This is a genomic window from Ruminococcus sp. HUN007, assembly GCF_000712055.1.
Lineage (GTDB): Bacteria > Bacillota > Clostridia > Oscillospirales > Ruminococcaceae > HUN007.
This window is the reverse complement of sequence record NZ_JOOA01000002.1, coordinates 2,249,773-2,262,969: the sequence shown is the minus strand read 5'-3', so window position 1 is coordinate 2,262,969 and position 13,197 is coordinate 2,249,773. Positions and strand designations below refer to the sequence as shown.

Annotated in this window: 13 protein-coding genes; 2 read left to right on the top strand and 11 right to left on the bottom strand. The window is 45.2% G+C overall.

Annotated features, from left to right (window positions below):
* Positions 1 to 152: 152 nt before the first annotated feature.
* The 11 genes from CC97_RS14135 to CC97_RS14090 all read right to left on the bottom strand — a co-directional run bounded on the left by CC97_RS14135 (position 153) and on the right by CC97_RS14090 (position 10,102).
* A complete protein-coding gene (locus CC97_RS14135) occupies positions 153 to 1,001 on the bottom strand; it encodes a peptidylprolyl isomerase (RefSeq protein WP_049962927.1) in 849 nt (282 codons plus the stop codon).
* A gap of 19 nt (positions 1,002 to 1,020) precedes the next feature.
* On the bottom strand, positions 1,021 to 2,415 hold the full coding sequence (gene cysS / locus CC97_RS14130) for a cysteine--tRNA ligase (RefSeq protein WP_044975644.1): 1,395 nt from the start codon (positions 2,413 to 2,415) through the stop codon (positions 1,021 to 1,023).
* An 88-nt stretch (positions 2,416 to 2,503) separates the two neighbouring features.
* Entirely contained in the window at positions 2,504 to 3,052 is a 549-nt protein-coding gene (gene pgsA / locus CC97_RS14125; protein WP_044975642.1) for a CDP-diacylglycerol--glycerol-3-phosphate 3-phosphatidyltransferase, read from the bottom strand.
* Complete coding sequence (gene rimO / locus CC97_RS14120) at positions 3,036 to 4,379, bottom strand: 30S ribosomal protein S12 methylthiotransferase RimO (protein WP_044975641.1); 1,344 nt, start codon at positions 4,377 to 4,379, stop codon at positions 3,036 to 3,038. Before rimO ends, pgsA begins: the two co-directional genes overlap by 17 nt.
* Positions 4,380 to 4,480: 101 nt before the next feature.
* Entirely contained in the window at positions 4,481 to 5,104 is a 624-nt protein-coding gene (locus CC97_RS14115; RefSeq protein WP_044975638.1) for a regulatory protein RecX, read from the bottom strand.
* Positions 5,101 to 6,276 carry a recombinase RecA gene (gene recA, locus CC97_RS14110; protein WP_044975637.1) on the bottom strand — a complete coding sequence of 392 codons (1,176 nt, stop codon included), beginning with the start codon at positions 6,274 to 6,276 and terminating at the stop codon, positions 5,101 to 5,103. Before recA ends, CC97_RS14115 begins: the two co-directional genes overlap by 4 nt.
* A 94-nt stretch (positions 6,277 to 6,370) precedes the next feature.
* On the bottom strand, positions 6,371 to 6,712 hold the full coding sequence (locus tag CC97_RS14105; protein WP_197021869.1) for a hypothetical protein: 342 nt from the start codon (positions 6,710 to 6,712) through the stop codon (positions 6,371 to 6,373).
* A 189-nt stretch (positions 6,713 to 6,901) separates the two neighbouring features.
* Positions 6,902 to 7,294, bottom strand: a complete 393-nt coding sequence (locus CC97_RS21380) for an RsmE family RNA methyltransferase (RefSeq protein ID WP_278245336.1) — start codon at positions 7,292 to 7,294, stop codon at positions 6,902 to 6,904.
* A complete protein-coding gene (locus tag CC97_RS21375) occupies positions 7,191 to 7,625 on the bottom strand; it encodes an RsmE family RNA methyltransferase (RefSeq protein ID WP_278245335.1) in 435 nt (144 codons plus the stop codon). The genes CC97_RS21380 and CC97_RS21375 overlap by 104 nt, the downstream gene beginning before the upstream one ends.
* Positions 7,626 to 7,760: 135 nt before the next feature.
* Positions 7,761 to 8,822: a hypothetical protein gene (locus CC97_RS20300; protein WP_049962926.1), complete on the bottom strand. Its 1,062-nt coding sequence runs from the start codon at positions 8,820 to 8,822 to the stop codon at positions 7,761 to 7,763.
* A gap of 413 nt (positions 8,823 to 9,235) precedes the next feature.
* Positions 9,236 to 10,102, bottom strand: coding sequence for a hypothetical protein (locus CC97_RS14090; protein ID WP_044975635.1), 867 nt, complete (start codon positions 10,100 to 10,102; stop codon positions 9,236 to 9,238).
* 324 nt (positions 10,103 to 10,426) lie between these two features.
* On the opposite strand from CC97_RS14090, the gene metG reads away from it, so the two are divergent.
* Together metG and CC97_RS19025 are read left to right on the top strand one after the other, a co-directional pair.
* Complete coding sequence (gene metG / locus CC97_RS14085) at positions 10,427 to 12,370, top strand: methionine--tRNA ligase (protein ID WP_044975634.1); 1,944 nt, start codon at positions 10,427 to 10,429, stop codon at positions 12,368 to 12,370.
* A gap of 85 nt (positions 12,371 to 12,455) precedes the next feature.
* Positions 12,456 to 12,968, top strand: coding sequence for a hypothetical protein (locus CC97_RS19025; RefSeq protein WP_049962925.1), 513 nt, complete (start codon positions 12,456 to 12,458; stop codon positions 12,966 to 12,968).
* Positions 12,969 to 13,197: the final 229 nt, after the last annotated feature.

The following is a 13,197-nucleotide window of genomic DNA, read 5'->3' as shown; positions in this document are numbered from 1 at the left end:
GTATAACTTTACACTATCGGAAGCACTTTGTTTTGCGCATATACAAACAAAGAAAAAGCACTGATCTGTGCAGACCAGTGCTTTTATTACAGTGAATGTAAAATCATTCCCGCCGCTTTGGTTTTCCGAAAAACAGGATCCTGTCCGCCCGTTCACTTAGCCGGCTTAGCCTGATTCTTAGTATACTCGGAATATGTCATAACTTTTACATCAGTTATTTCAATTTCGGATAACGGACAAAGTTTATTTTCATCGACCGGAACATTCAGAATGCTGTCGAGTACATCCCAGCCGTCAAAAATCTGTCCGAAAACAGTTATCTGCTGTGAAACATTCGGAGTGCCGCCGTATTTCCGGAACATATCAATAAGGTTTTGGGTAACTTCAAAGGCTTCAGGATTGCTCTGCTTATCCTCGTCAGAAAGATTAAGATATGAATCCAGAGTTTTCTTTGTGTCCTCTTCTTCAAAGTCTATGGATCCCGGGATAATGAACCGGCTTCCGCTGTAGGTTATCTGACCTCTCCATAATGTGCCCTGAGTAAGACCTGCTGAAAGCAGCGCACCCTTTAACGGCCAAAGATCCTTTGTGATCTCAGGTTCTGTCTTTTCAATGCTTTCGTCATATTCCTTCGGAAATGTTCCGTCCGAGAATTTGCTTCCGAGACCGGCATTCAGGCCATGGTTCACTGAATAAACAAAAGTTTCCTTATAGTATCCTGAATCGGCAAGCTTTCTGAAATTTGCAACCGTTTCAGGCGCGCACTGCGGATACAGTTCCGCTGCCATATCACCGAGACTTGTTGAAATGACTGCTACCGTCGCATCATCGGCGATTCTGCCTTCAAGAGTATCTTTCTGAATCAATATCTCTTTTCCTGACAGTGCCATATTTCCTTCGAGTTTCGAGATGTTTACAACAGTTGCAGCAATCATCGATGCCGTCAGCACTATCATCGCTATAAAGGCTGTTTTTATAATTTTTCCTGTACTCCCTTTCACTGCGCTCTCCTTTGCATTATCACTTCTTCTTTATCTTAGTGCCCTGTCTTGTTTCCTCAACGATATAGCCAAGAGAAGCTATTCTGTCACGGAGTTCGTCTGCAAGAGCAAAATTCTTTTCCTTTCTTGCTGTCTTTCTCTGTTCGACAAGCTCAAGGATCTCAGCCGGGATCTCTTCCTCCTTGTTTCTGTTGTAAAGGAGTCCGAGTACGCCTGTAAGCTCATCAAATACTGCCGCACCGGCTTCGAGCTGTTCCTTTGATGTGCTGCTGTCAGCAGACATCGTGTTAAGATCACGTACAAGTTCGAAAACAGCTGTTATAGCATCGGCTGTGTTTAGGTCGTCGTCCATAGCCGCAATGAACTGTTCTCTTCTTTTATCGAAAAGAGCCTTTGCTTCAGCGCTTACTTCACCGCTCTTTGCAACTGCAATCGCACTGTCAAGAGTATTGCGGCAGTTGTAAAGTCTTTCAAGAGACGCCTTGCATGATTCAAGAAGTTCAACGCAGTAGTTGATAGGGCTTCTGTAATGTGCCTGTACCATCATGTAGCGTACAACTTCGTAGCCGTACTTTTCAGCCACTTCACGTGCTGTGAAGAAGTTGCCGAGTGACTTGGACATCTTCTGGTTGTCAACGTTGATATAGCCGTTGTGCATCCAGTAATTTGCAAGCGGACTTCCTGTAGCAGCCTCGCTCTGTGCTATTTCATTTTCGTGATGCGGGAAGATAAGATCCTGTCCGCCGCAGTGGATGTCAAGAGTATTTCCGATGTGGAAACGTGACATTGCCGAGCACTCGATATGCCAGCCCGGTCTGCCCTTGCCCCACGGAGAATCCCAGTACGGTTCGCCCGGCTTGGCAGCCTTCCATACTGCAAAGTCAAGAGGATCTTCCTTGTGTTCGCTTACATCTATTCTTGCGCCTGCCTTAAGCTCATCTATAGGCATTTTTGAGAGCTTGCCGTATTCAGGGAATTTTGATGTTCTGAAGTAAACGTCGCCGTTTGACTCATAGGCAAATCCCTTGTCAACGAGAGTTTTTACGATATCGATGATGATATCCATGCTCTCTGTTACCTTCGGATGAACGTCTGCATCCATAACGTTAAGGCCGTGAGCATCCTTCTTGTACTCGGCAATGTACTTTTCTGAGATCTCGATGGATTCAACGCCTTCCTCGTTTGCCTTCTTAATGATCTTGTCATCAACGTCAGTAAAGTTCTGAACGTACTTTACCTGATAGCCGCGGTACTTAAGGTATCTTCTGAGAACATCGAAAGAACAGATAGGTCTCGCGTTTCCTATGTGGATGTAGTTGTAAACCGTTGGTCCGCAGGCATAGATATTAACGACTCCGTCGGTAAGCGGTCTGAATTCTTCTTTTTTTCTTGTCATCGTGTTGTAGAGCAACATGATAATTATTCCTCCTCGTGTAAGTACATTTAAGAAACCGTGTCAGAGAACGGATATCTGAAAACTCCGTCATGTGTATTGAACTGTATTATTTATCTGTGTCAATGTATTTCCAGTAACCCTTAAGGTATACTCCGCCGGAAATCACAGTCAGCGCTGTCGAGATCCAGATAAGTACATCTGAAATGACTTCAAACTTTTCAGTAACTCCTGCACAGCAGAAAAGAAGGATAGCTACGATTGCAACCATTGTAAACGCTGTCTTGAGCTTGCCCCATATGCCGGCAGCCACGACAACTCCTTCATTTGCAGTAACAAGACGGAGTCCTGATACCATGAATTCCCTTGCAACTATGATGATAAGCGGGATAGCTGACATAAGTCCCTTTTCCGTAAAGCAGCAGAGCGCTGATACAACGAGGACCTTGTCTGCAAGCGGGTCAAGGAATTTACCGAAAGTGGTCACAAGTCCCTGCTTTCTTGCGATGTGTCCGTCAAGAAAATCGGTAAATGACGCCACAGCGAATATAACAAATGCTATAATATAATTTCCCGGAACCTGTTCCAGATAGAAAAACAGAATGAAAAACGGTACAAGTATCGCTCTTAAAAGCGTAAGTTTATTCGGCAGGTTCATCTGTCACCTCTCCCATCAGATCGTAGTCCAGTGATTCATTTACGTGTACATTAACAAACTGTCCTATTTCCAGCTTGTGGTCACAGTCAAAGAATATCTTTCCGTCAATGTCAGGAGCATCCCCTGCGGTTCTTCCGAAATAGCATTCAGCCCACTGGTCAAAGCCCTCGACCACTGCTTCAACAGTTTTTCCGATCATGCGGAGATTTTTCTGCTCGCTTATGAGCTGCTGCTGTTCCATTATGATCTCGGCACGGTGCTGACGGATCTCTTCATCCACCTGATCAGGCATTGTGGCAGCCTTTGTGCCTTCTTCTTCTGAATACGGGAAACAGCCGAGCTTGTCAAATTCCATGTCCTTGATGAATTCAGCCATTGAATTGAACTGCTCCTCGGTCTCGCCCGGAAAACCGGTGATAAGAGTTGTTCTTATTACCAGTCCGTCTATCTTCTCACGAAGCTTTTTAAAGAGCGCACGGAGTTCGGCTTCCGAACCGCCGCGTCCCATAGCCTTAAGTATCTTTTCGTCGCTGTGCTGTATCGGTATGTCCATATATTTAACGATCTTAGGCTCTGACGCGATCACGTCGATAAGCTCGTCAGTAATGCGTTCAGGATAACTGTAAAGAACTCTTATCCACTTAAGTCCGTCTATTTTACAGAGTTCGCGCAGAAGCTCAGGAAGTCTTGATTTTCCGTAAAGATCTTCACCGTAGCGTGTTGAATCCTGCGCAACCACAATGATCTCGGTGATACCGTTTTCCGCAAGCCATTTTGCTTCCTCAAGGACATCTTCCATAGGAACACTGCGGTATTTTCCTCTTATCATCGGGATAGCACAGTAACTGCAGCAGTTGCTGCATCCTTCAGCGATCTTTAAATATGTAAAGAACGGAAGTGTCGTAATTATTCGCTTTCCTGTACATTCGAGAAGAAGCTTGTCCTTGAACTCAACGACATGTTCGTTGGCAAGGACCTTGTCAATAAGGCTGAGGATCTCGTCCTCGGAACCGATGCCTGCAACGGCATCCACCTCGTTTGTAAACTCCGCTTCAAATTCTTCCTTGTATCTCTGGACAAGACATCCTGTAGCGATTATTTTCTTTACCGTACCCTCTTCCTTGAGTTTTGCAAGTTCAAGGATAGTTTCGATCGCCTCTTCCTTGGCTTCTTTTATAAAACCACAGGTGTTGACAATGACCACATTTGCTTTCGCCGGGTCTGTAACTATCTCATATCCGCGTTCACGGACCTTATAGAGCATCCTTTCACTGTCAACAAGGTTTTTGGAACAGCCGAGGGATACCATACCGATTTTTACAGGCATGCTGGAATACCACCTTTATTTTTTATTGTTTACTGTCTGTGCCTGACTCTGCAGACGTTTTCCACAGCAGAATGCCGTGATGTTTAAATATCCGTGCTTTATCAGTAATACGATTCATCATCGTCCTCACAGTCCATCATCTTCACAGCCGCGTTGATATCATCGAAGCTGTAACCCTGACGGACAAGCGCATTTTTCATCTTTCTGACCTTGTCGCGGTCATCAAGACTTCCGGAATATTTTTTTCTGATTATTTCACATATACGTTCCCTGGTACCGTCTTCATAGGCACTTAAGACCTCATCCACCAGTTCACGGTCGAGGCCCTTCTGATACATCTCGCGCGACGCACGGTAAGCGCCGAATTTCTTTACTTCAATGTATTTCCGGGCCAGATTTTCCGCGTAACGGCGGTCATTTATCATACCAAGGGAAACAAGCTTGTCAACTGCGTAGTAGCAGATGTCCTCGTCGTAGTTTTCACGAAGCTTCCTGAAAAGCTCAACGTACGAGTAGTCACGATAGTCAAGAAGGTAGAGCGCACGTTCAGTGGCTCTTCTTCTGTCCGAGGCAAGAAGCATTTCACCGTACTTTTCCGTACTAATCTCCGCTCCGGGTCTTAAACCGAAATCGGCAACTATGTCACGGTGGAGATATATCTTATTACCGTCTGTGACCACCTCATAAGTCGTACCCTTATATTTTGTGACAGAATTTATTATCACTCGTCAGCACCGGCAGGAGCGAATTCCTCGAAGTCATCGTCCGCACTTACGGAAACGTCATCCTTTGCTGCCGCAGCCTGTGATGCTGCCTTTGCAGCTTCCGCAAGCTTTGCCTCAGCCTTTGCCTTAACGGTAGCAGCCGCGAGCTTCTGAGCATTTTCCTTTATCTTTTCCTCGATCTCGAGTCTTAAAGCTGTATCGTTCTTAAGAACTTCCTTGGCGTTGTCACGTCCCTGGCCGAGCTTTGTTTCGTTGTAGCTGAACCATGCGCCGCCCTTCTTGACAATATCGAGTTCAACAGCAAGGTCGAGGACTTCACCTACTCTTGAAATACCCTGACCGTACATGATGTCGAATTCACATTCCTTGAACGGAGGAGCTACCTTGTTCTTAACGACCTTACACTTTGTACGCGCACCGATAACCTCGGTACCGTTCTTGAGTGTTTCGCCCTTTCTTACTTCGATTCGTACTGATGAATAGAACTTGAGAGCACGTCCGCCCGGTGTTGTTTCAGGATTTCCGTACATTACACCGATCTTTTCACGTACCTGGTTGATGAAAATGGCAACACAGTTTGACTTCGAGATAACTGAAGTGAGCTTTCTCATAGCCTGTGACATGAGTCTTGCAAGCTGACCTACGTGAAGATCGCCCATTTCGCCGTCGATCTCGGCCTTTGTAGTCATAGCTGCAACTGAGTCGAGAACGAGAATGTCAATAGCACCTGAACGAACGAGAGCTTCAGCAATTTCAAGGGCCTGTTCACCGCTGTCCGGCTGTGAAACAAGAAGATTGTCTATGTCGACTCCGAGAGCGCTTGCATAAACAGGATCAAGTGCGTGCTCAACGTCGATAAACGCAGCGTTTCCGCCCATTTTCTGAGCTTCAGCAACAACGTGAAGTGCAACTGTTGTCTTACCGGAACTTTCAGGTCCGTAGATCTCGACGATACGTCCTCTCGGAACACCGCCGATACCGAGTGCCATGTCAAGTGTCATTGAACCTGTAGGAATAGCTTCAACATCAAGTGCCTTGGTCTGACCAAGACGCATTACCGCACCTGCGCCGTATGTCTTTTCAATCTGGGCGATAGCCATTTCAAGAGCTTTCTGCTTTTCATCATTGCCGACAGGTACCCCGAGTGTCTTTTTCTTTATTTCTTTTGCCATTTTTTCCTCCGTAAAAATAATATTAATTTCCAAAATTTAAGACAGGACAAAGATCATGCCCTGTCTTCCCTTTAAAGCAAGTTAGTTACAGATATCACTTGCTGTCGTTTTTCTTTTCTTCAGAAGCCTTTGCTGCTTCGTCTGCCGCATCTGCTGCATCTTCTTCGTCGAGAAGGTCGTCAAGATCCTTGCCGTCTTCGAAATCATCAATATCGCACTCATCTTCGCATGAGAAATCCTCGTCGAAATCATATTCGTCGTAGTCACATTCGTCATAGTCGCAGCCGCAGTCGTCATCATAATCGTAATCATCGTCGAAATCATCGTCTTCAAGAGCTTTCTTTCTGTCTGAATAGTTCTTGATTGCTACTACCGCGATAATAGCTGCTGTAACTGATACAGCTGCTGCAATAATCCCTAATAAAGTGTGTTTCATAATCTTTCTCCATTCTCTGCAGATAGAGTACTGACCGACGGAGCTCTGCAGTCCACCGTCTCGTAAACTGCATTTGACTGCAGTTCGCTGTCCGGCCCTTACGCACTGCAGGAAAGCATGTCCGCAAATGTGCAGGGCTGCTGATTTTTTTATGTGAAGCTCAGATTTTTCTGACTTTCACTGTATCGTTTACAGGTTACCTGTAAGAAACATTGTTAATGAAACTGCGACCAGCGGTGCTGTTTCACACCGGAGAATACGGTCGCCGAGCCAGATGCGCTTTATACCGGCTTCATCTGCCTTAAGAACCTCCGATTCATCGAAACCGCCTTCGCTTCCGATGAGCACCGAAACCGTTCCGGTATTTTTCAGTCCCGCTTCGGAAAAGCGGACGCCTCCCTGTTCGTAAAGCATCAGAGGCACATCGGTCTTCTTCATCTGTTCAAGCGCTTCCCCGAAGTTTATCATTGGTGTGACTTCAGGAATAATGCCCCTTCCGGACTGTTTGGCCGCTTCCAGCGCTATTTTCTGATAGCGGATGAGTTTTTTTCGCAAAATCCTTTTCGGTCGGCCTTGAAACACACCGCCTTGTAAGTACCGGCACGATCCGGTTCACGCCCAGTTCGACTGACTTCTGGATTATGAACTCCAGCTTGTCAAGCTTCGGAACAGCCTGAAAAAGCGTAAGGTCAATGCCCGGTTCGGACTTGCATTTATTGAAGAAAAGGACCTCAAGCGAGACCATTTCGTCGGATATTTCTTTAATAACACAGGAATAATCGATACCGCCGCAGGTGACAGTAAGTGCATCTTCCTTCTTCATGCGAAGTGAACGGCTTATATGACGGGCATCCTCCCCCGTGATACAGGCATATTTTTCATCTGTTATACTGTCTACAAAAAATCGTGGCATGGTATGTTTCTCCGTATCATGATTACCGGAAACAGCGATAATTCCGGGAGTCCGGGAAAATTTCCCGAAAACTTCGACCCGAAGTATTTCCGTAATTCAATTATAACTCATAACGGCAGTTTTTGCAATATTTTTTTATACTCCCGGTTCATTCTGCAGATGGCTTATATCCACTTCATTTCCCTTTGAATCTGTTCCCTTTGCAGTAATACGGTTTATAGTATAGGAGTCGCAGACAACTGTTTCGATTTCCTCCGTTTCTCTGTTTGTGACCATTCGTGTAAGAGTGATCTGAAGTTCCGAAGCAGGAAGTTCCTTTATCTTTGCATCCAGAACGTATGCCATGTTCGGTCTGTCTATGCTTTTGGCATAATAATGCTTTGCAAAATCGACAAGTTCACCGTTTGTATAGAAAGCAAGCTGGTTGTAGCTTATATCAGCATAATATTCGAGATGTTCCGTGTACGTGCGGTTCACGTCAAAGTCTATATGGTCGCGGTCTATGATCACTGCCTCAATAGTTGTATCTTTGTAGGCATCACCGATGTTGAAGATGTACACCACATCCGGCTTGTAGTTTTCGCCGTATCTGTACTCCTCTTCTTCCTCTTCTTCGTCATCTTCTCCGGTACTGTCTTCGCCGGACTCTTCGTCTTCTGAACCGTCCTCAGTACCTTCTCCGTCATCTGAAGCTTCATCTTCTTCCGGAGCATCATCCTCTGAAACATCATCGTCATCTTCAGTCTCATCAGATTCTTCTTCAGGCTCGTCCCCGTAATACTCTTCATCAGTACCGTCATCTTCATCAGCGTTACTGTCCTCATCGCCTGCTTCTGAATAAACATAGTACTTGAACGGCGTAATTATACCGTCCTCAAGACTGATGACACAGCCTGAATCCTTGTATTTGTCGCCGTAGAAACAGTAGTAGCAGGAACCGTGTTCGCTGTAGGAATACCATATCCCCCTTCGGAGCAGCGGTTCGTCCTTCGCCGGCATCGGAGCCTGTGTAGTTGCCTGCGTTTCGGCCTGAACCGGAGCTGTTACTGCCGGAGCACTGGTTTCAGCGCCCACCGGAGGCGGAAGCTCAGGAAGCTCGTCATCAATGTTTACAGTCCTCCTTCCGCAGGAAGTAAGAGCAAGAGAAAATGCAAGAAGTAATGCAGGAATTGATTTCAGTTCTGAAATGCGTTTCAATTTTTTCACCGACTTATTAAAAATTTCGTTAAGGAAACACTGATTTAATCGCAAATCCGGCTTCTCCGGATTTGCAGGAAGAGAGAAAACGGGGCTTCGCCCCGCACCCCTGCACTGATTTATGAGTAAATCAGTGCTTCCTCAGGATATAAAAAATGCAGGACAACGGTGCCCTGCAAAGATAAGAAGAGATAAATAAATATGTGTAGAACAAAAGAAAGGAGACAACAAAACGAGTGTTAACTTTAACAACGAATATTAACTTAACACTGTAATTATTATAACGGATAATTTCCGATAAGTCAAGTCATAATATCAGATTTGTATGATTCGTCAACTGTGTCAAATATTAATTGTCTGATGTACATAAATTTGTATAATTCCCATCAGAGTTTACACGTCATTTACATTGATTACATCTTGAAGATATAAATATATATCTTTCCGAAGGTAAATGAAAGCGGGATTATGAGCTTGTCCTTCTCGGTACCGATAAGTTCGTCCTGCGAATAACCGATCTTTCCAAGGGAAAGCTTTGAGCTATCCGAGGCGAAAACGTTGGCTGCGTAAAGGCCGTTCTGGAGATTAAGGAAGTTGGCAACGTCCCTGTTGGAGCAGTCGAAAGTGTCCTTTCCGGCACATCTTGCCGCAAATGCGTTGAACGCCTTCTGGCTTCCGCAGATAGCCGTGCGGAGCGAATCAGGGCCCTTGATATCCTGCATGATCATGCATTCCTGTTCTGTGTCCTTTACAGGATTGAAACTCGTGAACGCAAAGTCATCGCCAACGAAGCGGACAGAATTACGCACGAAAAGCGATGCATAATCGGCGTAGGTGTCCGAATTTTTCATCTCATCGAGATTGTAGATAGAAATTATATCACGTTTCAGGTCATTACGGGAATCGACCTCGCTCGTAAGTCCAAGTTCCTGTCTGTACGCCTTCAAAAGATTATCGTATTCAGTCTTTGTAATGTAACCCTTGTTCAGAAGCGCATCTGCAAGGGCAATATCCCCGTTGTTCTGCTTTCCGAGCAGTTCCTCCATCTGTGCCCTTGAAAGAAATCCGAGGAAAACTGCAAGGTCGCCCATGTTCTTGTCGAATCTTTTCTGCTCGCTGTGAATGTACTCGACCTGCTCGTTTGTCATGTATCCCGACTCAACAAACAGCGAACCCAGACGTTCCTTGTATATGTTCTTGTTCACCAGTGCCTCATTGAGCTGATCGGTCGAAATAATGTTCTTGTCAAGTAAATAGTAGCCGAATAGCTGTGCAAACATATCATTCACTTCCCTATAAAATAAAAATTATCTTATTCTATTATATATTAATTCACGGAAAATAGCAATACAAATAAGAAAACACTGATCAAATCAGAAACATCATTTACCCCCCGCCGGACCTAAGGAAACGCTGATTTATTCATAAATCAGCGCGGGGCTCCGGGGCGAAGCCCCGCAAATCCCACCTTCGGAAATCCGGCAAAGCCGGATTTCCGGTTTAATCAGTGTTTCCCTAAAGAAACGAACTGATATATTTCTTTTGACAAACACGCAATAATAGGTTATAATTAAAGTTATACTATATTTTACGGAGGAGATCATATGCCAAATAAACCGTTTTACATCACTACTCCTATATATTATCCGTCTGGAAATCCGCATATAGGACACTGCTATACAACTGTAGCCTGCGACTCCATCGCGCGTTACAAGCGAATGCAGGGTTACGATGTAATGTTCCTCACAGGAACTGACGAACACGGTCTTAAAATAGAACAGAAAGCTGCTGAAAAGGGCGTTACACCTAAGGAATACGTCGATGAGATCGTAGAAACTTTCAAGAAGCTCTGGAGCTACATGAACATAAGCTACGACAGATACATCCGTACAACTGACGACTACCACATCGAAACAGTACAGAAGATATTCAAGGCTCTCTACGACAAGGGATATATCTACAAGGGCGAATATTCAGGCAAATACTGTACTCCATGCGAAAGCTTCTGGACAGAATCACAGCTTAAAGACGGCAAGTGTCCTGACTGCGGCCGTGAAGTCACTGAAGCAAAGGAAGAAGCTTACTTCTTCAAAATGTCGCCTTTCGCTGAACGTATCGAAAAGCTTCTTACAGAAACTGACTACTTAAGACCTAAGACACGAGCTACAGAGCTTGTAAACAACTTCATCAAGCCGGGTCTAGAAGACCTCTGCGTTTCAAGAACCACATTCAAGTGGGGCATTCCTGTAACCTTTGACGACAAGCATGTTGTTTACGTTTGGATCGACGCTCTTTCAAACTATATTTCCGCTCTCGGATACGGCAACACAGCACATAAGGACTACGAAAAATTCTGGCCTGCAGACGTTCACATGGTTGCAAAGGACATTATGCGATTCCACGCTATCATCTGGCCGGCAATGCTCATGGCTCTCGACCTTCCGCTTCCTAAGCACCTTGCTGTTCACGGCTGGATCACATTCAACGGCCAGAAGATGAGCAAGTCACTCGGCAACGTGGTTGATCCTTTCGTTCTCGGCGAAAGATACGGTGCAGATGCGATCCGTTACCACATTCTCCGTGAGATGGCTCTCGGTGCGGACAGCTCATTCTCAAACGAGATCATGATAAACCGCATAAATTCCGACCTTGCAAACGGACTTGGCAACCTCGTTTCAAGAACAGTTGCAATGGTTGAAAAGTACTTCGGCGGTACACTTCCGAAGGAAAAACAGTCCGGCGAATTCGACGACGAACTAATCAGCATGGCTGAAGGCCTCCGTGCAAAGGTTGACGAATTCGTTGAACACACACAGATAAACAACGCACTCGCTGAGATCTTCACAGTTATCTCACGTGCAAACAAATACATCGACGAAACAGCTCCGTGGGTACTCGCAAAGGATGAGGCAAACAAGCCAAGACTCGCCTGCGTTCTTTACAACCTTCTCGAAGCAATCAGGATCTCGACCACACTCCTCAGCGCATTCATGCCAACAACAATGCCGGAAGTATGGAAGCAGATCGGTGCTTCAGAAAGCGATGTTTCCTACGAAAACGCTGCAAAGTTCGGCGTTCTTCCTGCAGACGTTACAGTTCACAGAGGCGAAGCACTCTTCCCGCGTATCGACGTTGACAAGGAGATCGAAGAGCTCAACGCACTTATAAGACAGAACGCTCCTGCTCCGGCAGAACCTGAGATCGAAGCCGAACCTCTCGCACCTCAGATTGAGATCGGCGAGTTCTTCAAATCAGATCTTCGTGTAGCAAAGATCGTTAAGTGCGAAAAGGTAAAGAAGTCCAAGAAGCTTCTCTGCTCACAGCTCGACGACGGCATGGGCGGACGACAGGTCGTTTCAGGTATTGCACAGTGGTACAGCCCTGAAGACCTCATCGGCAAAAAGGTAATACTGGTTGCAAACCTCAAACCTGCAGTACTCTGCGGTGTTGAAAGCAACGGTATGATCTGCTGTTCAGATATGCCTGACGGCAGCGCAAAGGTCATCTTCGTGGACGACTCTGTTCCTTGCGGCAGCAAGATCAGATAATCAGCGGTTAATATTCCGGTGAAAACTCTGACCCGGCGTTTTCACGGTATTAATATAACATTATTATTTTAAAGGAGTTAGAAAAATGAACAACGAAAAAACATCTCTCGGCATACCTGTTGGGCTCATGGGGGCAGCTCTCTATTTCACAATTCTCGTAGGCGGACAGACACCGTTTCTCCTTCTTGCAGCTTACGTTTTCTTCTTTGAAAAGAACGACTGGCTCAAGAGAACAGCTGTCAAGGCTTTCGCACTCGATGTAGTTCTTGCAATCGCATCATCTCTCTTGGGAATCCTTCCTGATCTTACAAGCATGATCGGTGATTTCTTAAGAATCTTCAATTCAAGCAGCTACGGCTCATTCAGCATCCCGTTCATCTCACCGCTCGTTTCATGCTTAAGAAACTGCATTTACATCATCGAAAAGGTATTCTTTATCCTTTTAGGTTTCTCAGCAATGAAGAAGTCAGATATCGCTATCGCAGCTATCGACAAGATCGCAGATCAGGTAACAGGCACTGTTTCAGCAGCTGCTGAAAAGGTTGTTTCAACAGTTAAGAAGGAAGAACCAAAGGCTGAAGAAAACAAGGCTGAATAATTATAAGTTCTGTTTTCAACAGAATTTAAAGAAGATGTTAAAAGGCTGTACGGCACCCGCCGCACAGCCTTTATTTTTACCTGAAAAACTTATATATTTACAAAGCAGAATCCCGCAGTTCCAGCTTCAGAAAAATCAGATTTTCCTTATATTCAGACTTTTATTCCACACTTTATTGTCCCGATCATGTAATTCTTTGAAAACACTGATTATATCGGAAATCCGGCTT